Annotated in this window: 23 protein-coding genes and 1 tRNA gene; 11 read left to right on the plus strand and 13 right to left on the minus strand. The window is 66.1% G+C overall.

Annotation, left to right across the window (positions count from 1 at the left end):
- Positions 1–24: 24 nt before the first annotated feature.
- On the minus strand, positions 25–636 hold the full coding sequence (locus ACQR1F_RS14205; RefSeq protein WP_316238585.1) for an invasion associated locus B family protein: 612 nt from the start codon (positions 634–636) through the stop codon (positions 25–27).
- Between the two features lie 262 nt (positions 637–898).
- Between ACQR1F_RS14205 and ACQR1F_RS14210 the strand changes: the two genes are divergently transcribed.
- The 3 genes from ACQR1F_RS14210 (at position 899) to ACQR1F_RS14220 (ending at position 4,736) form a co-directional block, all read left to right on the plus strand.
- Positions 899–1,873: an NADPH:quinone oxidoreductase family protein gene (locus ACQR1F_RS14210; protein ID WP_434913321.1), complete on the plus strand. Its 975-nt coding sequence runs from the start codon at positions 899–901 to the stop codon at positions 1,871–1,873.
- Between the two features lie 528 nt (positions 1,874–2,401).
- Positions 2,402–3,412, plus strand: coding sequence for a hypothetical protein (locus ACQR1F_RS14215; RefSeq protein WP_315800838.1), 1,011 nt, complete (start codon positions 2,402–2,404; stop codon positions 3,410–3,412).
- Positions 3,413–3,560: 148 nt separating this feature from the next.
- Entirely contained in the window at positions 3,561–4,736 is a 1,176-nt protein-coding gene (locus ACQR1F_RS14220; protein WP_315800837.1) for a TAXI family TRAP transporter solute-binding subunit, read from the plus strand.
- 120 nt (positions 4,737–4,856) lie between these two features.
- Here the strand turns inward: ACQR1F_RS14220 and ACQR1F_RS14225 are convergent, their stop codons facing one another.
- Positions 4,857–5,270, minus strand: coding sequence for a YkvA family protein (locus ACQR1F_RS14225; protein ID WP_315800836.1), 414 nt, complete (start codon positions 5,268–5,270; stop codon positions 4,857–4,859).
- Between the two features lie 105 nt (positions 5,271–5,375).
- Entirely contained in the window at positions 5,376–5,678 is a 303-nt protein-coding gene (locus ACQR1F_RS14230) for a 4a-hydroxytetrahydrobiopterin dehydratase (protein ID WP_434838765.1), read from the minus strand.
- Positions 5,679–6,027: 349 nt separating this feature from the next.
- Here ACQR1F_RS14230 and ACQR1F_RS14235 point away from each other — a divergent pair, with 349 nt between their 5' ends.
- On the plus strand, positions 6,028–7,374 hold the full coding sequence (locus tag ACQR1F_RS14235) for a TAXI family TRAP transporter solute-binding subunit (protein WP_316180179.1): 1,347 nt from the start codon (positions 6,028–6,030) through the stop codon (positions 7,372–7,374).
- A gap of 139 nt (positions 7,375–7,513) precedes the next feature.
- The gene (locus ACQR1F_RS14240; protein ID WP_316180181.1) at positions 7,514–9,085 is read left to right on the plus strand and encodes an alkaline phosphatase D family protein; all 1,572 of its coding nucleotides are present in this window, start codon (positions 7,514–7,516) and stop codon (positions 9,083–9,085) included.
- A 45-nt stretch (positions 9,086–9,130) separates the two neighbouring features.
- Here the strand turns inward: ACQR1F_RS14240 and ACQR1F_RS14245 are convergent, their stop codons facing one another.
- A complete protein-coding gene (locus ACQR1F_RS14245) occupies positions 9,131–9,505 on the minus strand; it encodes a response regulator (RefSeq protein ID WP_315800832.1) in 375 nt (124 codons plus the stop codon).
- Positions 9,506–9,673: 168 nt separating this feature from the next.
- Here ACQR1F_RS14245 and ACQR1F_RS14250 point away from each other — a divergent pair, with 168 nt between their 5' ends.
- From ACQR1F_RS14250 to ACQR1F_RS14260, 3 genes are all read left to right on the plus strand, one after another.
- Positions 9,674–10,435 (plus strand): Crp/Fnr family transcriptional regulator, encoded by a 762-nt coding sequence (locus ACQR1F_RS14250; RefSeq protein WP_315800831.1) that lies wholly within the window; start codon positions 9,674–9,676, stop codon positions 10,433–10,435.
- A gap of 413 nt (positions 10,436–10,848) precedes the next feature.
- Complete coding sequence (typA, locus tag ACQR1F_RS14255; RefSeq protein ID WP_315800830.1) at positions 10,849–12,675, plus strand: translational GTPase TypA; 1,827 nt, start codon at positions 10,849–10,851, stop codon at positions 12,673–12,675.
- 166 nt (positions 12,676–12,841) lie between these two features.
- Positions 12,842–14,086: a flavin monoamine oxidase family protein gene (locus ACQR1F_RS14260; protein ID WP_434913322.1), complete on the plus strand. Its 1,245-nt coding sequence runs from the start codon at positions 12,842–12,844 to the stop codon at positions 14,084–14,086.
- 142 nt (positions 14,087–14,228) lie between these two features.
- On the opposite strand, the gene ACQR1F_RS14265 is transcribed toward ACQR1F_RS14260, so the two are convergent.
- From ACQR1F_RS14265 to ACQR1F_RS14290, 6 genes are all read right to left on the minus strand, one after another.
- Positions 14,229–15,131, minus strand: coding sequence for a LysR family transcriptional regulator (locus ACQR1F_RS14265; protein WP_316180184.1), 903 nt, complete (start codon positions 15,129–15,131; stop codon positions 14,229–14,231).
- 7 nt (positions 15,132–15,138) lie between these two features.
- Positions 15,139–16,200, minus strand: coding sequence for a YeiH family protein (locus tag ACQR1F_RS14270; RefSeq protein WP_410051952.1), 1,062 nt, complete (start codon positions 16,198–16,200; stop codon positions 15,139–15,141).
- 133 nt (positions 16,201–16,333) lie between these two features.
- Entirely contained in the window at positions 16,334–16,744 is a 411-nt protein-coding gene (locus ACQR1F_RS14275; protein WP_434838769.1) for a thiol-disulfide oxidoreductase DCC family protein, read from the minus strand.
- Positions 16,744–18,072 (minus strand): SDR family oxidoreductase, encoded by a 1,329-nt coding sequence (locus ACQR1F_RS14280; RefSeq protein WP_434838770.1) that lies wholly within the window; start codon positions 18,070–18,072, stop codon positions 16,744–16,746. Before ACQR1F_RS14280 ends, ACQR1F_RS14275 begins: the two co-directional genes overlap by 1 nt.
- A gap of 10 nt (positions 18,073–18,082) precedes the next feature.
- Positions 18,083–18,550 carry a DUF2269 family protein gene (locus ACQR1F_RS14285; RefSeq protein ID WP_316180188.1) on the minus strand — a complete coding sequence of 156 codons (468 nt, stop codon included), beginning with the start codon at positions 18,548–18,550 and terminating at the stop codon, positions 18,083–18,085.
- 9 nt (positions 18,551–18,559) lie between these two features.
- Positions 18,560–19,465, minus strand: coding sequence for a dienelactone hydrolase family protein (locus tag ACQR1F_RS14290; RefSeq protein WP_316180190.1), 906 nt, complete (start codon positions 19,463–19,465; stop codon positions 18,560–18,562).
- 240 nt (positions 19,466–19,705) lie between these two features.
- On the opposite strand from ACQR1F_RS14290, the gene ACQR1F_RS14295 reads away from it, so the two are divergent.
- Positions 19,706–20,215 (plus strand): GNAT family N-acetyltransferase, encoded by a 510-nt coding sequence (locus tag ACQR1F_RS14295; RefSeq protein ID WP_006611902.1) that lies wholly within the window; start codon positions 19,706–19,708, stop codon positions 20,213–20,215.
- Positions 20,216–20,387: 172 nt separating this feature from the next.
- The gene (gene ppa / locus ACQR1F_RS14300; RefSeq protein WP_011923519.1) at positions 20,388–20,924 is read left to right on the plus strand and encodes an inorganic diphosphatase; all 537 of its coding nucleotides are present in this window, start codon (positions 20,388–20,390) and stop codon (positions 20,922–20,924) included.
- Positions 20,925–21,044: 120 nt separating this feature from the next.
- Here the strand turns inward: ppa and folD are convergent, their stop codons facing one another.
- From folD to ACQR1F_RS14315, 3 genes are read right to left on the minus strand one after another with little or no spacing between them, the layout of a single operon-like run.
- Positions 21,045–21,929 carry a bifunctional methylenetetrahydrofolate dehydrogenase/methenyltetrahydrofolate cyclohydrolase FolD gene (folD, locus tag ACQR1F_RS14305; protein ID WP_315800821.1) on the minus strand — a complete coding sequence of 295 codons (885 nt, stop codon included), beginning with the start codon at positions 21,927–21,929 and terminating at the stop codon, positions 21,045–21,047.
- Positions 21,930–21,980: 51 nt separating this feature from the next.
- A complete protein-coding gene (locus tag ACQR1F_RS14310; protein ID WP_315800820.1) occupies positions 21,981–22,313 on the minus strand; it encodes a DUF167 domain-containing protein in 333 nt (110 codons plus the stop codon).
- Positions 22,314–22,331: 18 nt separating this feature from the next.
- The gene (locus tag ACQR1F_RS14315; protein WP_315716734.1) at positions 22,332–22,622 is read right to left on the minus strand and encodes a YggT family protein; all 291 of its coding nucleotides are present in this window, start codon (positions 22,620–22,622) and stop codon (positions 22,332–22,334) included.
- 198 nt (positions 22,623–22,820) lie between these two features.
- Here ACQR1F_RS14315 and ACQR1F_RS14320 point away from each other — a divergent pair.
- Positions 22,821–22,896 (plus strand) — tRNA-Ala (locus tag ACQR1F_RS14320).
- Positions 22,897–22,941 lie beyond the last annotated feature (45 nt).

The raw sequence follows: 22,941 nt of genomic DNA on the forward strand, positions 1-22,941 counted from the left end.
ACGAGCGGTACCGGCGGCCGCCGTCTACCGGCGGCAATCCTGCGCGATGCGGTCGAGCGCCTGGGCGAGCCCCTTCAGCGAGAACACGTCGGTGGTCTCCGTGCCCTTGGCCGAAACGCCCTTGACCACCGCCTCGGGCGCCTTGCGCATGGCCTCGACCATCCGCTCTTCCTCGGCGGCGTTCTTGATCCAGAGCCCGTCACCCTGGGTATACATGGCATAGGAGGCACCGCCGACCTCCACCGCGGCGTCGGATCCGGGCTTCAGCGCATAGCCGATCATGATCGAAACCTCGTTGAAGACCTTCTCGGAGGGCCGGGTCGACACGAAGGCATAGGCGGGATCGCGCGGACGGTTGGGCGGATTGGTCTTGGAGGTTGTCGGCTTGGCCAGCGCGAAGCAGACCTTCTTGCCGCCGGGCATCGCGGTGTAGGCGCCCCAGCCGCCGAACTGTCCGATCAGCGTCGGTTCCGCGCCGCCGATGCTGGGAACGGCCGGCTTCGATTCCGATTTCGGTGCGGCCTTCGGATGCGGAGCTGCGGCCTTTGGCGCGGCGCTCTGTGCCACGACGAGGCTCGGAGCTCCGAACAGCAGCACGCCGCCGACCAGCGTTGTCAACAATCGCCCGAACAACATGATACGTTGAGTTCCCCCGCGACTTCGTTCCACCAATATTGTGACTGGAAAATGGCCCGGAATCGCTGACCGTGGTCGCGATGGATAGCGGCTAAATGCACCGCTTGCAAAGGCCGCAGAGCCGGATTGTCCGGCGCTTCGCGTCCTCGGGCCGGCGCCGCGCCCATGCCGCGGCCCGATGATGATTGTGGCGCGGCGGCAAATCCGGCATGACGTTCCCAAAGCCGGACCTCGATCCGGCGGCAACGACCAAGGAGCGCCCATGAAAGCCATTCTCTGCTCGCAATTCTGTCAGCCCGACGATCTCGTCCTCACCGAGGTGCCAGATCCGGTGGCCGGTCCCGGCGAGGCCGTGATTGCGATCAAGGCGGCGGCGCTGAACTTCTTCGACATCCTGATGATCCAGGGTAAGTACCAGATCAAGCCGCCGTTCCCGTTCTCGCCGGGCGCAGAGGTCGCAGGTGTCATCGAGAGCGTTGGCGATGGCGTCACCGACCTGAAGGTCGGCGACCGTGTCGTCGCCTCCTGCGGCCACAACGGCACGCGCGAAAAGATCGCGCTGCCGGCCGCGTCGATCGTCAAGATTCCGGACAATCTCGATTTCGATCGCGCCGCCGGCATCATCATCATCTACGGCACCGCGCTGCATGCGCTGGAGGATCGTGCCAGTCCGAAGCCGGGCGAGACGCTGGCCGTGCTTGGTGCCGCCGGCGGCACCGGCCTTGCCGCTTGCGAGCTGGGCAAGCTGATGGGGCTGAAGGTCATCGCCTGTGCCTCTTCGGACGAGAAGCTCGAATTCGCCAGGCAGCACGGCGCGACGCTGACGTTGAACTACGCCAAGGAGGATCTCAAGGAGGGGCTGCGGCGGCTCACCGACGGCAAGGGCGCCGACATCATCTTCGATCCCGTCGGTGGCACCTACGCCGAGGCTGCGCTGCGCTCCATCGCTTGGGAGGGCCGGTTCCTGGTGATCGGCTTCGCCGCCGGCGACATCCCGAAGATGCCGCTGAACCTCGCGCTGCTGAAGGGCTGTGATATCCGCGGCGTGTTCTGGGGCGCCTGGACCCGACTCAACCCCGCCAAGAACCGCGCGAACCTCGAAAAGCTCGTGCAGTGGACCGCGGAGGGCAAGCTGTCGTCGCATGTCGACCGCACCTTCCCGCTGGCGCAGACCGCCGATGCCTTGAAGGTGCTGGCCGGCCGCCAGGCGATGGGCAAGGTGATCCTGCACCCCTGAGGACGTCGCGCAATGAAGGCCCCCGGGGTTGCTGTATTCCCCCGGGGTAGCCTCGCCCTGATCCGCGCAACCAAACCGGGCAGAGCCCTGTCTGTTCTGCGGGCGCAAGGCTCGAGCCGAGCCGGCCCGAGGTCGCTGTGACATCCGCGCGATGCGCGGCGGTCGCAAATTTGTTCGGCGGGCTGCCGCGCCGGCGTCACGGATTCGCAACCGGAAGCAGAAAATCCGAAAACGAGCGTTTCTTGGTTAACGCAACCGCGCCACATTATGGCATGGTTAATTGTAAGGCTTTGCCGTTGTTATCTCGACGTTTCTGGATTTGGTGCCGTGCGATGTCGCACGTGCGTCGCCACAATCAGATCAAAATATTTCCAGAATCATGCCGGCTCTCGTCCACTTTTAGTCGGATTCAATTAGTCAATTAGTTGTCGGCAGTGGGGTGCCTCTGGCAATCGTGACGTGTCTCGAGCTTCTGACGGGCTTGGGACCAAAAGTATGTTGCGTGAAGTTGAGATGGGGATGAAGGCCATGGCTGAGCGGACGACGCGCGGACGTTTCAACAACAGAACTCCTTCGGAGCCTGACTTCAGGCCTTTCCCCGACGAACTCCCTCAGGAGCGCCCACCGAACTATCGTTTCGGCCGGTCGACCCAGGACAACTATCCAAACGACGAATCGATGCCGATGTTCCTCTCTGAGTATGAGAGCGGCAATCAGATCGACAGCACGCATTTCGAGGACCAGTGGCCGGCGCGGACCCGCCGCGTCTCGATCTCGTCCCGGATCCTTCTCGCCGTGGTGGCTGCGGCCGGCGTCGCGGTGCTCTTCGCGCTTGTCACCTCGGATGCGACGCGCGACCTGATCGCCAGTGCCAAGGCTTCCATCATCGGCGCCACGCCGGATCCGACGGCCCCGCCGCAGGCCACCAACACGCAGCTCACCGCGCGCGACATGCAGCTGAACGAGCCGGCGCGACTGCCGCCCGAGCCGCCGGCTGCCGCTGCGGCGCCGGTGCAGACGGCAGCCGTCGCCCCGACGCGTGACGACATCGCCAACGCCTACCAGACAGCGCTGCAGAATCGCAGCGTGACGCAGCCTGCGCCGGTTGCAGCACCGCCGAGCTTCGCCACGGCACCGGCCGCGCCGGCCCCGAGCGCGATGGAGCCGTCCTCGATCAATTCGCCTGGCGCGGGATCGGCAATCGTCGCACCCGGCCTCGGCGCCGTGACCGCCGCTCCGCCGCCCGCGCAGGTCCGCCGGCTCGATCCCGACGAACTCGCGGGCATCATGAAACGCGCCAAGAGTCTGCTGGCCGCGGGTGACATCCCGCCGGCGCGACTGCTGCTGGAGCGCGCCGCCGAGGCGCAAGAACCGGCCGCGGCGCTGATGCTGGCGCAGACCTACGATCCCCACGTGCTGGGAACGAAGGACATCCGCAATATCAATGCCGATCCGGCTGCGGCTCGCAACTGGTACCGCCGCGCCGCCCAACTCGGCTCGTCAGAGGCGCAGCGCAGGCTCGATCAGCTGCAGAACTGAACGCTCGTGACGGCAGCGATGCCGCCCCGTTTCATTTTTTTGTTTCACGCATGATTTTCGGGTCCGTTCAGGGGCGACGCCAGCCGAGACTTGGCGTTGCCCGCGTTCGGCTCGCAACCATGTGCCAGCCTTACATCAAGGGGGACAGATGCGACGTCTTGTTGGAGCGGCCCTAGCCGCAATGATGATAGCGTGCGGTTTTGCTGCCCACGCCGAGGAAGGCGAGTTCGACCCGGCCAAGGTGAGCGACAGCCTCAAGGCGATCTTCCAGTTCGGCTCGGTGCAGACCAAGCAGGCGCTGAACGCCAACACGGTGACGCTCATCACCGGCACGATCGGCGGCACCTACGTGCAGTTCGGCGCCGACCTGGCCTCGCTGCTCGACGACGGCAACAATCTGCGCGTCCTGCCGATCGTCGGCCGCGGCTCGGTGCAGAGCGTGGCCGACATCCTGTTCCTGCAGGGCGTCGATCTCGGCATCGTCCGCGCCGATACGCTCGACTATCTCGAGCGCAAGGGTTTCGCCAAGGACATCAAGCGGCAGTTCACCTACGTCACCAAGCTCTACAATGAAGAGATGCAGGTGATCGCGCCGCGCGCGGTGCGCAACCTGCGTGACCTCGAGGGCCGCCGCGTCAGCGTCGACCTGCCGAATGGCGGCACCTTCGTCACGGCGCTGACGGTGTTCGAGCGGCTTGGCCTGCGCGCCAACTTCGCCTACATCGAGCAGCGCATCGCGATGGAGAAGCTGAAGCGCGGCGAGCTCGATGCCGTCATCGTGGTCGGCGGCAAGCCCTACAAGTCGGTCTCGACCTTCGTGAACGACGGCCGCTTCCATCTCGTCAACGTCGATTACGATCGACCGCTGCAGACCGACTATCTGCCCGCGACCCTGACGGCGAAGGACTACCCGAACCTGATCGCCGAGGGCGAGAAGGTCGACACGATCGCGGTGCCGGCCGTGCTCGCCGCCTACAATTGGGCGCCGAACACCGACCGCTATCGCAAGCTCGCAACCTTCGTCGACGCCTTCTTCACCAAATTCCCGGCATTCCAGAATCCGCCGTTCCATCCGAAGTGGAAGGAGGTTTCGCTGTCGGCCCCGCTCGCCGGCTGGCAGCGGCTGCCGTCCGCCAGCAAATGGCTGGAGAGCCATGCCATGGAAGGCGCGCAACGCGACCGCTTCGACGACTTCCTGAAGCAGAGCAGCGCCGGCAGGGCGATGCCCAGCCAGGCCGACCGCGAGGCGCTGTTCAAGCAGTACCAGGCCTGGGAGGCCGAGAAGACCGGCAGCGCCCGCGCCCAGGCGCGCGGCCAGCGCTGAGCTCGGAGCGTTCGACGACGTCCCATCAAGAGAAAAGCCCCGCGGATGCGGGGCTTTTTGCTTTTGCGCCCTTCCGAGGCGCTGACTGCGGGCGCCCGGCTTGCCCGGCCGGAGCCGTCGTCAGCCGATCGTCTCGCCGTCCTTCGCGACGTCAGCGTTCTTGTCTGCCGCCAGCCGCGCGAGTACGGCGCGGGCGGCGGCATGATGGTCGGGCGTGATGTTCGAGGCGACCATGCGGATGGCGGTGGCGAGCACCGCCGCGTCGTCGGTGAAGCCGAGGATGGGCAGCACGTCAGGCATGAAGTCGAACGGCACGACGAAGTAGGCGATGGCGCCGAGCAGGGCGACCTGTACGTGCCGGGGTGTCTCCTTGTCGAAGGCGCAGTAATACGCCGCAAGCAGCTCCTCGGCGAATGGCAACCGCGCGACAACCTTCTTGAACTTGATCCAGAAACGACGGCGAAGGGTCTCGCGATCCCGGGCCAGCCGCTCCGCGGGCTCGAAGCCAACGCTGTAGTCGGTCGCATCCGACATGATGTCCGATCTCCGGTTCCAGACGGCGCCGGGGGCGCGGTCCTCGCCCTCGGATGTGGTGATGGCGACGCCGGCCGCAAGGCGCGTGCCGTCGTCGCCAAGGCCTCAGCCGCGCATCGTCGCGGCGATCGCGTTCATCGCCTTGGCGAGCTCGATGTCGCGCAGGGTCACGCCGCCGGCGTCATGGGTCGTGAGGACCACCTCGACGGTGCGGTAGACGTTGCGCCACTCGGGATGATGGTCAGCCTTTTCGGCGACCAGGGCGATGCGGGTCATGAAGCCGAAGGCTTCGTTGAAGTCTGTGAATGTGAACGTGCGGGCGATGGCCTCACGGCCCACCGCCTCGGACCAGCCGGGAAGCTCCCGCAAGGCAGTGGCGCGTGCCTCCGCCGACAATCGTTGCGGCATCTCGATCTCCTCTCGTGGTGCAATCGACCGGACACGTGGCAACATCCGGGCGATTGCGGGGTCTACCTCCAGCCGGATCGCGCCGGGGTCCGCCCGATCAGAGCCTTGTCACAGGCCGTTGCCGGAGGGGCTCGGACCTGTCCCGATCCCCCGGTGGCTGGTGCGATGGTAACCATGACGCAGATGTCACCCCGGGCGGACAAGAAATTTGCTACAGTTCAGCTCTATCGAAGGACGACGTGGCCAGACGAAGCCGCCTGTGGCATCGCCCGGGCCCAGGACCACCGGAGGACAGAATCTGGTAGATGCTCAGACCACGCCAGCGCAGCGCTCACGGATGCGCCCTGCCGTGTTCATCGTCATCGCCGGGATCCTTGCGGTCGTCGGCGCTTTGACGGGTGCCTACTATTTTGCGATGCGTCCCGTGGTGCTCAAGATCGCGGTCGGTCCGCCCAACAGCGACGACCTGAAGGTCGTCCAGGCCCTGACCCAGGCCTTTTCCCAGTCGCACGCCTCCGTCAGGCTGCGGCCGGTTCCGACCGAGGGCGCCGCCGAGAGCGCGCAGGCGCTGGCCGCCGCCAAGGTGGATCTTGCGATCGTGCGGGGTGACCTCGAGGTCCCAAAGAACGCACAGGCGGTGGCGACGCTGCGCAAGAACGTCGTCATCCTCTGGGTGCCCTCGTCCGGCAAGGGCAAGAGCCGCAAAGGTGGCGCCAAGATCACGAAGATCTCGCAGCTCGCGGGCCACAAAGTCGGCATCATCGGCCGGACGCCGGCGAACGCGAACCTGCTGAAGGTCATCCTGCGCCAATATGGCGTCGACCCCAGCAAGGTCGAGATCGTCCAATTCCCGATCACCGAGGCCGCCGAAGCGGTCCGAAGCCAGAGGGCCGATGTCTATCTGGCGGCCGGTCCCATCAACAGCAAGATCACGGCGGATGCGATCGCCGCCGCCACCAAGGAAAGCGGGCCTCCGACGTTCCTGGCCATCGATTCCGCCGCAGCCATCGCACAGAACCATCCCGAATACGAGGCCACCGAGATTCCGGCCGGCGCGTTCGGCGGGGCGCCCGATCGCCCCGAAGATGAAGTGAAGACGATCAGCTTCAATCACCACATCGTGGCACGCAAGGGCCTCACCGACTCGACGGTCTCGACGTTCACGCATCAGCTGTTCTCGGTGCGCCAGCAATTGCTGTCGGAATTTCCGCTTGCCGCCAAGATCGAGACGCCGGACACTGACAAGGACGCGGCGATCCCCGCTCATCCCGGCGCGGCGGCGTTCGTCGACGGCGAGGAGAAGACCTTCCTCGACCGCTACAGCGACTACATCTGGTGGAGCCTGATGGCGCTTTCGGCGATGGGTTCGGCCGGTGCGTGGTTCGCCGGCTATCTCAAGCGCGACGAACGCACCATCAACACCTCGCTGCGCGATCGTCTGCTGGAGATGATCACCATCGCGCGCAGGAGCGATTCGACCGAGGAGCTCGACCAATTGCAGAGCGAGGCCGACGAGATCCTGCGCAACACGCTGACCTTCTTCGAGGACGGTGCGATCGAGCACGCTGCGTTGACCGCGTTCAACATCGCGCTCGAGCAGTTCCACAACGCGGTGGCCGATCGCAAGCTCATCCTGATGAGCATGCCCGCCAATCTGCAGCGAACCGGCGCGCAGTTGCGTGCCGCCGGCACCTGAGGTCGGACCACGCTTGCGCTGCGGCCGTGTCACGCGGCGGCCGGGGCGCGATTGTAATTCCAGCGTCATCAATCTTTCCTAGGTCTGCCGGGCCGTGACTCGCGCCTGCTCCCGCGCGCGATCCGACCAGGAGATCCGCATGACGCTTCGCATTCCTCGACCGCACACAGCCCTGTCCCGCCGCCGCTTCCTGTCGACGGCCGCCGCAGCCGGCGTCACGACGCTGGCGATGCCCTATCTGAGCCGCGCCGCCGACCGGCCGCAGATCACGCATGGCGTGCAGTCCGGCGACGTCGGCATGGATGGCGGCGTGGTCTGGGCGCGTGCCGATCGGCCGTCGCAGATGCTGGTCGAGGTGGCGACCACCGAATCGTTCAAGGACGCGCGGGCGCTGCCACCGATCGCCGCGCTTCCGGAGAGCGACTTCACGGCCAAGATGCTGATCGAAGGCCTGCCGAGCGGCCAGGACATCTTCTACCGCGTCAAGTTCCGCGACCTGTCGCATACCGCGGTCGAAAGCGAGGCCGTGGCCGGCCGCTTCCGCACCGCGCCCGGCAACAAGCGCGACGTCTCGTTCGTCTGGGGCGGGGATGTGGCGGGGCAGGGCTGGGGCATCAATCCCGATGATGGCGGCATGTTCACCTTTGCGACGATGAAGAAGCACCGCCCGGATTTCTTCCTGCATTCCGGCGACACCATCTATGCCGACGGCCCGATCAAGTCCGAGGTAAAGCTGCCGGACAACAAGGTGTGGAAGAACCTCACCGTGGAAGAGAAGGCCAAGGTCGCCGAGACGCTCGACGAATTCCGAGCCGCCCACAAATACAATTTCCTCGACGAGAACGTTCGCGCCTTCAATGCCGAGGTGCCGATCTTCGTGCAGTGGGACGATCATGAGGTCACCAACAACTGGTCGGCTTCCAAGGAGCTGCCGGCGAGCTACAAGGAGCGCAACATCCAGCTGCTCGCGGCCCGCGCGGCGCGCGCCTTCCACGAGATGTATCCGATGCGCGAGAGCATCATCGAGCCGGGCCGCGTCTATCGCACCATCAACTACGGTCCGCATCTCGACGTGTTCGTGCTCGACGAGCGCAGCTACCGCGGCGCCAACGGTCCCAATCTCGAGGACAAATATGGCCCGGCGTCCTACTTCATCGGGCCGGAGCAGATGCGCTGGCTGAAGCAGGCGCTGCTCAATTCGCGCGCGACCTGGAAGGTGATCGCCTCCGACATGCCGCTCAGCATCATCGTCTATGACGACGCGGCCAACAAGAAGGGCTCGGAAGCCATCGCCCAGGGTGACGGCCCGGCGCGCGGCCGCGAGCTCGAGATTGCCGAGATCCTGCGCTTCATCAAGACGGCGCCGATCCAGAACACGGTGTGGCTGACGGCGGACGTGCACTACGCGGCCGCGCATTATTACGATCCGAACAAGGCGCAGTTCCAGGACTTCGAGCCGTTCTGGGAGTTCGTCTCCGGTCCGTTGCATGCCGGCACGTTCGGTCCGAACGAGCTCGACAACACCTTCGGCCCCGAGGTGCGCTTCATCAAGGCGCCCGGCCTCGACAAGCAGAACCTGCCGCCATCGGCCGGGATGCAGTTCTTCGGCCACGTCAAGATCGAAGGCGCAACGGGCCAGATGACCGTGACCCTGCGGGATCGCGCCGACGTCGCGCTGTGGTCGACCACGCTCGATCCGAAGCTCGGCTGAGGTCTTGTTGCTCGGCGGCAACACGATCGCGTGCTGCGACGGCAACTAATCGCGTCGCCGCAGCACGGCCTCCAGCGCCTCGGTCGGGCACGGCTTCGGCAGCCGCGGCCGGTCGGCGAATGCGGCCGGCACGCGGTCGGCGCCATAACCGGTCGAGAATGCGAAGGGAATGCCGAGCGCCGCCAGCCGCTCGGCAATCGCAAAGCTCTTCTCGCGGACCAGGCCGACATCGAGGAGTGCGAATTGCGGGACACGCTCGGCGATCATGGCGAGCGCGGTGGCGACGTCGGCTGCGATCCTGATGTCGGGAACGCCGAGGTCGGTGATCGTGTCTTCCAATCCGAGCGCAATGATGGGGTCGTCTTCGACGACCAGCACATGCTGATAGAACTCGGGCACGCCTGATTGCGAGCTGGTCATGGGATCTGCGGGTTCCAGGAGGAGGGACGGACCCCGCGGCCGGCGCCTCCTCTCGAGCGCGCTGGCGGGTTCCTGGAACCAAGGCAGCATATCAGAGTTCCTCTGTCGGTGCACTTGTGAACACAAGGAGCACGGATCACGCACATGCGTTGCGCACGGGGGATGACGATGCTGAGCCAGGGTGTGACCACGCTGAGCCGGGAACGGCCCTACAACAACCTGCTGCGGCGGCTCAGTCCGGCCGACTACGCGCTGATCTCGCCGAATCTGGTCGAGGACACGGCAACGCCGAACGAGCTGCTCTACAGTCCGGGCGACGACGTGCAGATCGTGCATTTTCCCTGCGGGCCGGCGCTGACGTCCTATCTCGTTCCCAATGAGGACGGTCGCGACGTCGAGACCATCCTGGTCGGCCGCGAGGGCGCCGTCGGCGGCATCGTCAGCGAGGGCTTCCTGCCCGCCTATACGCGGATCGTCGTCAAGTTCGGCGGCCCGTTCGCCCGGCTGCCGTTGTCCCGCCTGGCCGCCGCCAAGCTGCAATCCAAGACGCTGCGCAACGTGTTCGCGCGCTACGCCGATTGCATGCTGGCGCAGATGTTCCAGTCGACCGCCTGCAACGCGATCCATTCGATCGAGCAGCGCACGGCGAAGTGGATCGTGGCCGCGATGGACCGCACCGATGGCGAGCCGATCGTGCCGCTGACGCATGAGCAGCTGGCCACCCTGCTGGGCGTCGGCCGCAGCTACGTCAGCCGGGTTGTCCAGACCTTCAGGGCCGAGGGCATTCTCGAAACCCGCCGCGGCGCCTTCATGGTGCGGGACTTCGACGCGCTGAAGCGCCGTTCCTGCCTGTGCAACGAGGCCGTGAAGACCCATTTCGAGGAGGTCCTGCGCGGTGTCTATCCGACCGAGCAGGCCGAGGCGGGCTGAGCCCGCAGGCGCTCTCGATTCCCTGCGCATAGGCGCAGCCGACGGCTTCGGCCATGAGCTGGCCGGTGCTGGTCCTCGTGGGGATCGCCGGTCGGGGCGGTTGGACTCGTCTCGTCTACTGCGCCGCCCGGCAGCGTGCAGGCGCGAAACGGGCAGCTTGCCGCCCGGAAACTGCTCCTCGCTCCTGAAAGCAGTCATTGTTTTTTGGCATTTTCTGCCTATATTGCGCCGCAACGCGCGAGGTCTGCCCGGTCGATTGGCCGGGCTTCCTATTTGGGGCTGCCGGCCCCTGCCGCCGAACGAGTTTCGCGAGCGCGCGTCGCAAAGCTAACAGCTTGATTCGACTATCATAAAGCGCGCGCCCCGCCGGGGACAGAGCACGGGCTCTTGAGAAAGCTTAGAAGACACCGACCATGAACCTCCGTAACATCGCTATCATCGCCCACGTTGACCACGGCAAGACGACCCTGGTCGACAAGCTGCTGCAGCAATCCGGTACCTATCGCGAAAACCAGCGTCAGGTTGAGCGCGCGATGGATTCGAACGATCTGGAGCGCGAGCGCGGCATCACCATTCTGGCCAAGTGCACCTCGGTGCAGTGGAAGGATACCCAGATCAACATCGTCGACACCCCCGGCCACGCCGATTTCGGCGGCGAGGTCGAGCGCATCCTGTCGATGGTCGACGGCGTGATCGTGCTGGTCGATGCCGCCGAAGGCCCGATGCCGCAGACCAAGTTCGTGGTCGGCAAGGCGCTCAAGCTCGGCCTGAAGCCGATCGTCGCCATCAACAAGGTCGACCGGCCCGACGCGCGCATCACCGAAGTCGTCAACGAGGTGTTCGACCTGTTCGCCGCCCTCGATGCCACCGATGAGCAGCTCGATTTTCCGATCCTCTACGGGTCGGGCAAGAACGGCTGGATGGGCACCTCGCCCGATGCCTCGCACGAGGACGGCATGCAGCCGCTGTTCGATCTCGTCATCAAGCATGTGGCGCCGCCGGTGGTCGAAGAGGGCCCGTTCCGGCTGCTCGGCACCATTCTCGAGGCCAACCCCTATCTCGGCCGCATCATCACCGGCCGCATCGCGTCCGGCACGGTGAAGCCGAACCAGGCGGTCAAGGTGCTGTCGCGTGAAGGCAAGCTGATCGAGACCGGCCGCATCACCAAGATCCTGGCGTTCAGGGGTCTCGAGCGCCAGCCGGTGGACTTCGCCGAAGCCGGCGACATCGTCGCCATCGCGGGCCTCACCAAGGGCACCGTGGCCGATACGTTCTGCGATCCGGTCGTCGAGAGCCCGCTGCAGGCGCAGCCGATCGATCCGCCGACCGTGTCGATGTCGTTCATCGTCAACAATTCGCCGCTCGCCGGCACCGAAGGCGACAAGGTCACCAGCCGCCTGATCCGCGACCGCCTGCTGCGCGAGGCCGAGGGCAATGTCGCGCTGCGTGTGGTGGAATCGCAGGACAAGGACGCGATGGAAGTGTCCGGCCGCGGCGAATTGCAACTCGCGATCCTGATCGAGACCATGCGCCGCGAAGGCTTCGAGCTCTCCGTGTCCCGTCCGCGCGTCGTGTTCGAGAAGGACCCGGCCACCGGCCAGACCCTGGAGCCCATCGAGGAAGTCGTGATCGACGTCGACGAGGAGCATTCCGGCGTCGTCGTGCAGAAGATGAGCGAGCGCAAGGCCGAGCTGATCGAGATGCGGCCGTCCGGCGGCAACCGTCTGCGGCTGGTGTTCTACGCGCCGACCCGCGGCCTGATCGGCTATCAGGGCGAGCTGATGACCGACACCAAGGGCACGGCGATCATGAACCGCCTGTTCCACAACTACCTGCCGTACAAGGGCGCGATCCAGGGCCGCCGCAACGGCGTCCTGATCTCGAACGACCAGGGCGAGGCCGTGGCCTACGCGATGTTCAAGCTGGAGGACCGCGGCCCGATGATGATCGAGCCGGGCTGGAAGGTCTACAAGGGCATGATCGTCGGCGAGCACACCCGTGACAACGATCTCGAGATCAACGTCCTCAAGGGCAAGCAGCTCACCAACATCCGCACCACCTCGAAGGATGAGGCCGTCCGTCTGACTCCGCCGATCCGGATGACGCTGGAAAAGGCGCTGGCCTATATCGAGGACGACGAGTTGGTGGAGATCACGCCGAAGTCGATCCGCCTGCGCAAGAAGCACCTCGACCCGAACGAGCGCAAGCGCGCGGAGAAGCAGAAGGAAGCGGTGGCGTAAGGCCAGCCTTTGCTCTTTCCTTCGTCATGGCCGGGCTTGACCCGGCCATCCACGGTCTGGCGCCGTGGAAGCGACGGCGTGGATGCCCGGGCCTTCGCCGCGCCGAAGCGGCTTCGGCCGCGCAGGCGGGTCAAGCCCGGGCATGACGACGGAGTTGGATGAGCCAATGTCCTTTCCACTCTCCACCGACATCGCCATCATCGGGGCCGGCGCGGCCGGCCTCGGCGCCGCGCACGCACTGAAGAACGCGGGCGTCTCCTTCATCGTGCTGGAGGCGCGCGACCGCATCGGCGGGCGAGCCCACACCATCATGGCCTCGCCCGAGGTGACCTTCGATCTCGGCTGCGGCTGGCTGCATTCGGCCGATCGCAATTCGTTCGTCGCCATCGCCGAGCAGCTCGCTTTCGCCATCGACAACTCACGTCCGCCGTGGCGCGACCAGGCCTATGACGCGGCATTCCCGCAGCCTGAGCGCGAGGATTTCCTTGGCGCGCTGGAGTCGTTCTTCACCCGCACGGCAGATGCTGCGAAGAGCGGCCGCGATGCGCCTGCGAGCATCTGCCTCGAGCCCGGCAATCGCTGGAACGGCATGATCGATGCGATCTGCACCTATCTCAACGGCTGCGAGCTCGAGCAGATGTCGCTGCTCGACTTCGAGGCCTATGAGGACACCGAGCTGAACTGGCGGATCCGCCGCGGCTATGGCGCGCTGGTTGCCGCCTACGGTGCCGGCCTGCCAATCGCGCTGAACTGCGACGTCACGCGGATCGATCACAGCGACAAGCCTATCCGTCTGACGACATCACAGGGCACGCTGACCGCCGACAAGGTGATCGTCACCGTGCCGACCAATCTCATCGCGGACGAGGCGATCCGCTTTACGCCCGGATTGCCGGCCAAGGTCGAAGCCGCCGCCGGTCTGCCGCTCGGCCTCGACAACAAGGTGACGCTGGCGCTCGACGGCTGGGAGCACCTGCCAAAAGATTCCGGGATGCGCGGCCGCAGCAGCACCGCGCGGGTCGGCAGCTTCCAGCTGCGCCCGTTCGGCCAGCCTTGCATCGAAGGCTTCTACGGCGGCAGCTTTGCCCGCGACATCGAAGCGGCCGGCGAGGGCGCGCTCGCGGCCCAGGCGATCGATGACGTCGTCGCGCTGCTCGGCGGCGACATCCGCAAAAGTCTCAAGCCGCTCGCCGAGTCGCGCTGGGCCGCCGACCCGTTCGCGCGCGGCGCCTATTCGCATGCGCTGCCGGGCCATGCCGACAAGCGCGCGGTACTCGCCGCGCCGGTCGATGACCGCCTGTTCTTCGCCGGGGAAGCGACGCCACCGGACTTCTTCTCCACCGCCCATGGCGCACGCGACAGCGGCGAGCGCGCGGCGCGAGAAGCGCTGGCATCGTTGGATAAGCACTAGCCTCTCCTTCGTCATTGCGAGCGCAGCGAAGCAATCCAGGGTCACGCAGGTGGCCGGAGTTCTGGATCGCTTCGCTGCGCTCGCAATGACGGAATTCGTTGATCCAGATTCGATTCTCTCTGTGATTTTCGCGGTTCAGCCGTCACCGATGAGTGTCGACAGCCGCGGTCTCCCCTGCGATTCGCAGGAACTCCCGCGCAGCCTGGGTCTGATGGTGCTCCTTGTGGCGCAGGCTGTAGAAGCGGCGCTTGGGCAGTTTGATATTGGCGACAGCAAGCAGGCCCGCCTTGACCGCGCGCATCACGACGAGGCGCGACAGCACCGTGACGCCGGCGCCGGCCTCGACGGCGCCGCGCACGGCTTCGTTGGACGGCAGATCGAACGCCACGTCGAGCCCGGCTGGCGCGATCCCGAACCCGCCGAGCGCTGATTCGAGCACGGCGCGCGTGCCGGAGCCCTGCTCGCGCAGCACCCAGCGTGCCGTCTTCAGGTCTCTGGTTGTGACAGACGCGCCGCGGCACAGGGGATGATCGATCGGCCCGACCAGCACCATTTCGTCCTCGGCGACCGGCTGGGCCGCGAGCGCGGGATCGTCGACGTCGCCCTCGACGAAGCCGAGATCGGCGGAGCCTTCGCGCACCCGGTCCGCCACCTGCTCCGTATTGCCGATCGACAGTTGCAGCTTGATGGCGGGATGCGCCGTCTTGAAACGGTGAATGAAGGCCGGCAGCCAATAGCCGGCGATGGTCTGGCTCGCGGCCAGCGCCAGCTGCCCCCGCTTCAGGCCGGCGAGATCGTTCAGCACGGTCTCGGCTGCGGCCGCGCGCGCCAGCACCGCCTTTGCTTCGACGAGAAACGCCTTCCCGGTCGCCGTGAGCACGATGCGGCGTCCGACACGATCGAACAGCTTGGTCTCGTAGCGGGCTTCGAGCGCGGCCACGGCCGCCGATGTCGCCGACTGGGTCAGATTGAGGTCGCGGGCCGCCTGGGTGACGTGCTCGCGGGTCGCGACCGCAACGAAAATCCTGAGCTGTTCGAGCGTCACATGCGTCCTATGTGGTCAGCTTCACCAGAGCCAGGCTGAAGCCTGCAATGAACAGGAAGGCGAGCAGGCCCAGCGCCAGCGGCCGCAGGCCCTTTGCCTTGAGCTTGGCGAAATCGGTTTCCAGTCCCATCGCGGCCAGCGCCATCGACAGCAGGAATGTGGTCGCCGTCACGATCACCGTCTTCATCTCGGCGGGAATGCTGATCACGCTGTTGAGGCCGACCAGCGCGATGAAGCCGAACACGAACCAGGGCAGTGGCGGCTGCGCATTGCCCCGGGTCTCGCCGCCATGGCGCACACGCCGCGTTGCCAGCAGGCCGAGCGTGAGCACGACCGGCGCCAGCAGCATCACGCGGGCCAGCTTGGCGATGGTGCCGAACTCGCCGGCCTGCTGGCCCTGCTGAAACGCGGCCGCGACCACCTGGGCGATCTCGTGAATGGAGGCGCCACTCCACAGGCCGAAGGCGTGCGCGTCGAGATGCAGCAGCGCCGGAAGCAGCGGATAGATGAACATCGCGATCGAGCCGAACACCGTGACGCAGGCCACCGCATAGGCGACGTCCTCGTCATGGGCGCGCGTGACCGTGTTGGTCGCGATCACGGCGGACGCGCCGCAGATCGAGGTCCCCGCGGCGATCAGCTCCGCCAGCTTGCGGTTGACGCCGAGCAGCCGTCCCATCCACACCGTGAACAGGAAGGTGCCGGTGAGGCTCAGGGCGATCACGGCGAGACCACGCGCGCCGACCTCGACGATCTGGGCCGCCGTCAGCTGCAGGCCGAGCAGGATGATCGCCAGCCGCAGGACGCGGCGCATCGAGAAGGCGACGCCGGGCTTTGCCCGCGCCGGGGTGCCGACCACGTTGTGCAGCGCCATCCCTGCCACGATCGCCAGGATCATCGGGCTGAACAGGCCGAGGCCCGGCAGCAGCCGCAGCCCGAAGGCGCCGGCCGCGAGCGCGGCTGACAGCGCGAGCCCGGGCAGCAGCGCCGATGCCGCCGGCGCGTGCGCAGGTCGATGATGAACGGCAATGGGCGCATCGGCGATCAGATCATGCGAAGGGGCAGTCATGGAAATCTCTCCCAAACCAAGTCTGGGGAGAAGAATTTCATGCTGTTATCAATCGATCCAACAGATTATATTGTATGTATCATTCGTTTCAATCGATTAATTGGCTCGCTGCCGCATCTCTCCGCCGACCCGATCACGACTCCAGCACTCGATTGCGCAGCTCGGCATCCGGCACGAAGCAGGATTCGTATTTACCGAAGATGTGGTAGCGGTTGCGCGCGACCACGCTGTAGACCGCATCGCGCAGCGGCTTCGGAATGGCGAGTAGCGCGCGCGTCCAGCCCCAGCCCGGCAGGTTCGACAAGACGGTCAGCGCAGCATCGGATTTCAGATGCGCCGTGCCGCCATGCACGACGGCGTTGGTGTCGGGATCCCGGGGATCGATGCCGAAGGCCTGCGCCAGCCGGGTGCCGTAAGGCGACTGGATCGGCGTGAAGCGGAAGCGCTTGGCGGTGTCGCGCGCGATCACGAACTGCACCCAGCGGGAGCAGAACACACAGACGCCGTCGTAGAGAATCACGTCGTCGTCGGGCCAGTTGGTCATCAGCGATTGTCCATCATGAGCAGCGCGACCAGCATCAGCACGATCGCCGGTCCCGTCTTCACCAATGCGCCGAGCGGTTCGAGCCAGAGATCAGGCGTCAGCACCGCGCAGCCCGCCATGTAGCCGAGCGAGACGAAGATGCCGGTAGCGAGGCCGAAAGTCGCCGTTTTGCGGAACGCGATCAACACGCCGACCGAGATGTCCATCATGCTGGTGATCGCCGCGAACGGAACGGCGAACCAGTCGGGCCAGCCGCGCGTGGTTAGGATCGCCGTGGTCGCGGGAAACGAGATGAACAGCGCAATCGACCCCGATGCGACCCAGAACAGCACGAGGCTCGCGATGATCAGCGCCTTGATCAGGAAGAGCCGCGCGAACCATTTGTCCTGAATGGTGGCGCCATGCGCGCCGACGGCGCGGTCCAGCGTCGCGGGTGTGATGCCGGTTGCCGCGATCCACGGTGCGGGATCGCCTTGCACCCCGCGGCGAAGCTCGGCGATCGCGGTGGTGCGCATCGGCGGCATCCAGCCGAGCCTGCTGCAGAGGTCACCGGCGAAGGCGCCGAGATTGATCAGGGTCGTGGGCACGGCAACGCGCGGCCAATCCATTGTGCCCAAACTACGCCGAAACGCGCCGACGACGTCGCCGAGCGTCACCGCCTCGGGCTGCATCAGGTCCCAGCTCACCGCGCGCGTCGCCTCGTCATCGGTCGGCTGCGTCGCGAGCCAGGCGATGGTCGTGGCGATGTCCGCGACCGCCACCGGCTGGAACGGCGTCGCCGCATCCTTCGCCGGCAGGTCGACCGGCAGCGCTGCCAGCGCGCGCACCATCGCGCTGCCGCCATAGGCCGACGGTGCGATCACGAAGCCCGGGCGCAGGATGGCGTGGGCAATGCCTGAGGATGCAATCAGCCGCTCCGCCTCGCGCTTGGTGGTGGCGAAGGCGGTGTGATCCTGGTCGGCCATGCCGGGGATCGAGATGTGGATGAAGCGCACGCGACGGCCGCACGCCGTGATCGCCGCGAGCAGGCGCGCGACGAAGTCGCGATGCACGGCAGCGGTATCGCTCCCCGGACCATCCTGCAGCACGCCGAGGCAATTGACGACGACGTCGCTCTCGTGAGCGCGGATCAGGCTCGCCAAGGCCGGCGCATCGAGCGCCATGATCGGCAGCTCGATGTCGAACGGCGACGCGCGTTGCGAGGGCGAGAACGCGCGCGCGACACCGACCGTCGTACAGCCACGCTGGCGCAGATCGTCGGTGATGAAGCGTCCGATCAGGCCGGAGGCGCCGAGCACGAGGATGCGGGAGTTGACCGAACGGATCATGCGCCTGTCCTCAGAACGGCTTTGCGATCATCAGCCACAGGATGGCCATGACCGCGCCGAAACCGGGGATGCCACACAGGAACCAGCGGCGGAAGACGATGAAATAGCGCGGCGGCAGCTTCTCGGCGCCGATGTCCGCGAGGCGCGCCAGGTCGCGCAGCTCGATCTGCATGAAGATCACCGGCACCCAGAACAGGCCGGCAACGGCGTAGAGCGCGAGCGAGGTGAGCAGCCAGCCGTCGGTGACGGCCGTCGACGACAGCCACATAAGCGTGCCGCCGGTGATCGGCTGCAGCAGCACGGCCGACAGCGTGAACAGCATGTCGGCGATCACCACGACGCCGGCGGTGCGCGCGATGAACGCGGCCTCGCCGCTGAGATGCGCCATCAGCATGAAGAATGCGATCCCCGTGCCGGTGCCGAGAATGACGATGGCGCCGAGCACGTGGAGATATTTGACCAGGAAATACAGCGTCATCGTGTCCTGCTAGTTCGGCGGCATCGGATGCGTCGACCGACGAGTCGTTGTCAGCGCCTTCAACAACAAATTCGCCGCCAGTGCCACGCCGTCGTCGTGCTCGATCATCCAATGCCCCTCCGCGCCGGAAGCTGGCAACAGCTTGAAGCCCGCCCGGCCTCCGGCCGAATTGAAGGCCTCCGCGAGCCGACGCGAAAGCGCTGGTGGAAAGTAGCTGTCATTGGTCGCGACCAGCCACGTGACCGGAGCACGCGCGCCGAGTCCGAACACGCGGGCCGTATCGAGCAGGCGCGCCTCTGCACAGACGCGCCCTGGCACGTCGTCGGCATGGCCGCCACGGCCGGGTGCGAACACGATGATTGCCGAGACGATCTGCGGCGGCTGATCGGCGAGTGCCAGTGCGCCCCAGCCGCCGGCCGAATGGCCGATGACGACGGCGCCGCCCTTCGCCGCGAACGGCTGCTCGCGCATGTAGGCGAGCGCGCGCGAAATCTGCGCCGCCGTCGCGCGTCCTGCCTTCTCGTAGTCCGCGTCGGCGCAGCCGCCCTGGTCTTCGACATAGGGACCGCCGGTGCGGCCGTGCCCGAGCCGCTCCGGGACCAGCACGGCATAGCCCCGGCCGACCAGGAGACGCGCCAGCGCCGTGTAGGTGGGCTGCGGCAGCTGTGCCCGCCACAGCGGATTCTGCGTCGAGGCATGCGCGATCACCGCCAGCGGAAACGGTCCATCGCCAGCAGGCCGATAGAGGATCGCATGCGCGGGAATTTCTGGCTCGATCGACGGAATCAGCCATTGCTGCCGGCGCGCCGGCTCGGTTTCGGGCGACGCGGGACCGAACGGCTGTGCCGTTGCGCCGGCTGCTACTGACAGGACGACCAGCGCGAGCAACCATGAGACGCAGCGAAGCAGCACCATTCAGCCGAACGGGAAGATGTTGAGCCCGCGCCACACTAGCCGAGGCCGCGGCCCGTCGGATGCGATTTCTCGTTCGACGTATGAACGCGCGGTGACAGGGCACCGCCGACCCTCAACAATGTTGCGAAATTGTCCCTTTTCGGCACAGCTTTCCGCCACGGTGATGCCGAAAGTCCACAGGTTAACCGATCTTTAACGTGGCACCTTGAAGGCGGACCGCCGACTTGCTTTGATCCACTCATGAGCACAACCCTGATCGAAGTCCGTCCGGCCAAGGCTGCAGATGCGGCTGCGGTGGCGTCAGCCCATGATGAAGCCTGGCGTTCCGCCTACCAGGGGATCATCCCTGGCGCAGAGCTGGAGAAGCTGATCAACCGGCGCGGCCCCCAATGGTGGGACAGCGCGATCCGCAAAGGCAGCCGCGTCAGCGTGCTGGTGTTCAACGACAAGGTCGCAGGCTACGCGAATTACGGCCGCAATCGCGCCCGCAGCCTGCATTTTGACGGCGAAGTCTACGAGCTTTATCTGCGACCGGAATTTCAGGGGCTGGGGTTCGGTCGCCGGCTCTTTCAGTCCGCCAAGCGCGACCTCGCGCAGAGCGGCCTGAAGAGCATGGTGGTGTGGGCGTTGTCCGACAACGATCCCGCCACCGAGTTCTACCGCGCCTTGGGCGGCCGGATGGTCGCGCGGTCGTCGGAGCGCTTCGGGCCGAAGTCGCTCGACAAGGTTGCCTTTGCCTGGACCAACTGAGCCTGGACCGGCTGTGCTCTGGGCGCGTTAAGCGTTAACGCGCCGGTGAATTGAACTGAAAGTGTTGGCTTGAGGTAGCTGTTGCGCAGCCGCGATTTTTTTGCGACTGCGAATGCCAGCGCTCATTCCTCGGGCGTCCGACCCTGAAACGTTCAAGTTCTACGGAGCATCCATGCGCATCGACGCCATCCCGATCGGGAAAGATCCGCCGCGCGAGGTCAACGTCGTCATCGAAGTGCCGGTCGGCGGCGAGCCGATCAAGTACGAGCTCGACAAGGAAGCCGGCACGCTGTTCGTCGACCGCTTCCTCTATACGGCGATGCGCTATCCCGGCAATTACGGCTTTATCCCGCACACGCTGTCCAATGACGGCGATCCCTGCGACGTGCTGGTCGCCAACACCCGCGCGATCGTGCCGGGCGCGGTGATGAGCGTGCGTCCGGTCGGCGTGCTGCTGATGGAGGACGAGGCCGGCGGCGACGAGAAGATCATCGCTGTGCCGTCCTCGAAGCTGACCCAGCGTTACGACAAGGTCCGCACCTACAGCGACCTGCCGGACATCACGCTGCAGCAGATCCAGCACTTCTACGAGCACTACAAGGATCTCGAGCCCGGCAAATGGGTGAAGGTGCTGCGCTGGGGCAATGCCGACGACGCCCACCAGCTGATCGCCGAGGGCATCGCGCGCGCCAAGGCGGCGAAGAAGTAAAACGATTGACGTCATCCCGGGGCAGCCGCGCAGCGGCTGAACCCGGAATCTCGAGATTCTCAGGTGCGCAACTGCGCACCTCAGCTCGATGCTGCGCATCGCCCCGGAATGACGGTGAGCTCAGACCGCCGGCTTCGGCAGCCCGGCAATGGCGCAGGCGGCGCGCAGCGTGTTCACCAGCAGGCAGGCCACGGTCATCTGGCCGACGCCGCCCGGCACCGGCGTGATCGCGCCGGCGACCTCCGACACCTCTGCATAGGCGACATCGCCGACCAGCCGCGTCTTGCCCTCGGCCGTCGGGATGCGGTTGATGCCGACGTCGATCACGGTCGCGCCCGGCTTGATCCAGTCGCGCTTCACCATCTCCGGGCGGCCGACGGCGGCGTAGACCAGATCGGCGCGCGCGGTCAGCGCCGGCAGGTCGCGCGAACGGGAATGCGCGATGGTCACCGTGGCGTTCTCGTTGAGCAGCAACTGCACCAGCGGACGGCCGACCAGGTTGGAGCGGCCGATCACGATCGCGTTCAGGCCCTCCAGCGAGGCGTGAATGGTCTTGCTGAGGATGATGCAGCCGAGCGGCGTGCATGGCGCCAGCGCCGGCTGCCCGCCGGCGAGGCGGCCGGCATTGTGCGGATGCAGCCCGTCGACGTCCTTCGCCGGATCGATCGCATTGATCACGACCTCGGTCTCCAGCCCCTTCGGCAGCGGCAGCTGCACCAGGATGCCGTGCACGGCGGGATCGCGGTTGAGCTTGCCGATCAAGGCCAGCAGCGCGTCCTGCGACACGTCGGCCGGCAGTCTGTGCTCGAACGAGGCCATGCCGGCCGCCTGGGTCTGGGTGTGCTTGCTGCGGACATAGACCTCGGACGCCGGGTCGTTGCCGACCAGCACCACGGCCAGCCCTGGCGTCAGGCCATGTTCGCGCTTGACCCGCTCGACCTCACGGGCGACTTGCGCGCGCAGATCCGCCGCAATCACTTTTCCATCGATGATGCGCGCCGTCATGTCTGCTCTCTGCCTCGTCGTTCGCCGCTGGTCGCACGAGCGCGGCCCGCTCTAGGATTTCCCGGTCGGCTTATGGGCTGCAATGAGGTCGCGCAAGGCCTGATCGAGCTTGGCGGGATCGCCATCGATGGCAACCTGCTTCAGCCGCGAGGTGGTGCCCGAGGTGATTCGCACCGAGGCCTTGGTGACGCCGATCGCCTTGGCGAGCAGCTCGGTCACCGCGCGATTCGCCTCGCCGCCGTCGGCGATGGCCCGGACGCGGACCTTGAGCACGCTGCGGCCGTCGGACAGCGTTTCGACGCCGTCAATCGCGTCGCGGCCGCCGCGCGGCGTGACGCGCAGCGCGACGGTGAGACCGTCAGCGGCGGCGCGCCAGGGCTCCATGGCGGGCGGCCAGGCCGATCAGAACACGAATGGATAGATGTAGTAGGTGATCACGCGCTGGATCAGCATGATGATGAGGATCAGGATGATCGGCGAGATGTCGAGGCCGCCGAGATTGGGCAGCATGCGGCGGATCGGCGCCAGCACCGGCTCGGTGATTCGGTACAGGAACTCGGCCACGGCGGAGACGAACTGATTGCGCGTGTTGACGACGTTGAACGCGATCAGCCACGACAGAATCGCCGAGGCGATCAGCAGCCAGACATAGAGGTCGAGAACGATCAGAACGATGTCGAGAACGGCACGCATGCGGGTCCACTCGGGGGCGAGGTCGCGAATTCGACCTGTGACGACCGCTAGATATCGGTTCCCCCCGGCGCAAACAAGGGAAGGTGCCCGTCAAGGCTAACGGCCGATGTGACCGTTCTTGACTTGACCTCGGCACCCACTGTAAATGGCGCCCGATCTGCCGGCCGCCTTTTCCCAACATCGAAGCGGTCGTGTTACGGGGCCATAGCTCAGCTGGGAGAGCGCGTCGTTCGCAATGACGAGGTCGGCGGTTCGATCCCGCCTGGCTCCACCAACCTTCGCTCGCTTCGCGAGCTTCGGCTCGGCAAGCCGATTTCAA

It is taken from the genome of Bradyrhizobium sp. HKCCYLS3013 (assembly GCF_051167615.1).
Classification (GTDB): Bacteria; Pseudomonadota; Alphaproteobacteria; order Rhizobiales; family Xanthobacteraceae; genus Bradyrhizobium.

Excerpts from the sequence above, each read along its gene's own strand:
- ACQR1F_RS14205 (WP_316238585.1), bottom strand. The coding sequence starts at position 636 with ATGTTGTTCGGGCGATTGTTGACAACGCTGGTCGGCGGCGTGCTGCTG.
- ACQR1F_RS14210 (WP_434913321.1), top strand. The coding sequence starts at position 899 with ATGAAAGCCATTCTCTGCTCGCAATTCTGTCAGCCCGACGATCTCGTC.
- ACQR1F_RS14215 (WP_315800838.1), top strand. The coding sequence starts at position 2,402 with ATGGCTGAGCGGACGACGCGCGGACGTTTCAACAACAGAACTCCTTCG.
- ACQR1F_RS14220 (WP_315800837.1), top strand. The coding sequence starts at position 3,561 with ATGCGACGTCTTGTTGGAGCGGCCCTAGCCGCAATGATGATAGCGTGC.
- ACQR1F_RS14225 (WP_315800836.1), bottom strand. The coding sequence starts at position 5,270 with ATGTCGGATGCGACCGACTACAGCGTTGGCTTCGAGCCCGCGGAGCGG.
- ACQR1F_RS14230 (WP_434838765.1), bottom strand. The coding sequence starts at position 5,678 with ATGCCGCAACGATTGTCGGCGGAGGCACGCGCCACTGCCTTGCGGGAG.
- ACQR1F_RS14240 (WP_316180181.1), top strand. The coding sequence starts at position 7,514 with ATGACGCTTCGCATTCCTCGACCGCACACAGCCCTGTCCCGCCGCCGC.
- ACQR1F_RS14245 (WP_315800832.1), bottom strand. The coding sequence starts at position 9,505 with ATGACCAGCTCGCAATCAGGCGTGCCCGAGTTCTATCAGCATGTGCTG.
- ACQR1F_RS14250 (WP_315800831.1), top strand. The coding sequence starts at position 9,674 with ATGCTGAGCCAGGGTGTGACCACGCTGAGCCGGGAACGGCCCTACAAC.
- typA (WP_315800830.1), top strand. The coding sequence starts at position 10,849 with ATGAACCTCCGTAACATCGCTATCATCGCCCACGTTGACCACGGCAAG.
- ACQR1F_RS14260 (WP_434913322.1), top strand. The coding sequence starts at position 12,842 with ATGTCCTTTCCACTCTCCACCGACATCGCCATCATCGGGGCCGGCGCG.
- ACQR1F_RS14270 (WP_410051952.1), bottom strand. The coding sequence starts at position 16,200 with ATGACTGCCCCTTCGCATGATCTGATCGCCGATGCGCCCATTGCCGTT.
- ACQR1F_RS14275 (WP_434838769.1), bottom strand. The coding sequence starts at position 16,744 with ATGACCAACTGGCCCGACGACGACGTGATTCTCTACGACGGCGTCTGT.
- ACQR1F_RS14280 (WP_434838770.1), bottom strand. The coding sequence starts at position 18,072 with ATGATCCGTTCGGTCAACTCCCGCATCCTCGTGCTCGGCGCCTCCGGC.
- ACQR1F_RS14285 (WP_316180188.1), bottom strand. The coding sequence starts at position 18,550 with ATGACGCTGTATTTCCTGGTCAAATATCTCCACGTGCTCGGCGCCATC.
- ACQR1F_RS14290 (WP_316180190.1), bottom strand. The coding sequence starts at position 19,465 with ATGGTGCTGCTTCGCTGCGTCTCATGGTTGCTCGCGCTGGTCGTCCTG.
- ACQR1F_RS14295 (WP_006611902.1), top strand. The coding sequence starts at position 19,706 with ATGAGCACAACCCTGATCGAAGTCCGTCCGGCCAAGGCTGCAGATGCG.
- ppa (WP_011923519.1), top strand. The coding sequence starts at position 20,388 with ATGCGCATCGACGCCATCCCGATCGGGAAAGATCCGCCGCGCGAGGTC.
- folD (WP_315800821.1), bottom strand. The coding sequence starts at position 21,929 with ATGACGGCGCGCATCATCGATGGAAAAGTGATTGCGGCGGATCTGCGC.
- ACQR1F_RS14310 (WP_315800820.1), bottom strand. The coding sequence starts at position 22,313 with ATGGAGCCCTGGCGCGCCGCCGCTGACGGTCTCACCGTCGCGCTGCGC.
- ACQR1F_RS14315 (WP_315716734.1), bottom strand. The coding sequence starts at position 22,622 with ATGCGTGCCGTTCTCGACATCGTTCTGATCGTTCTCGACCTCTATGTC.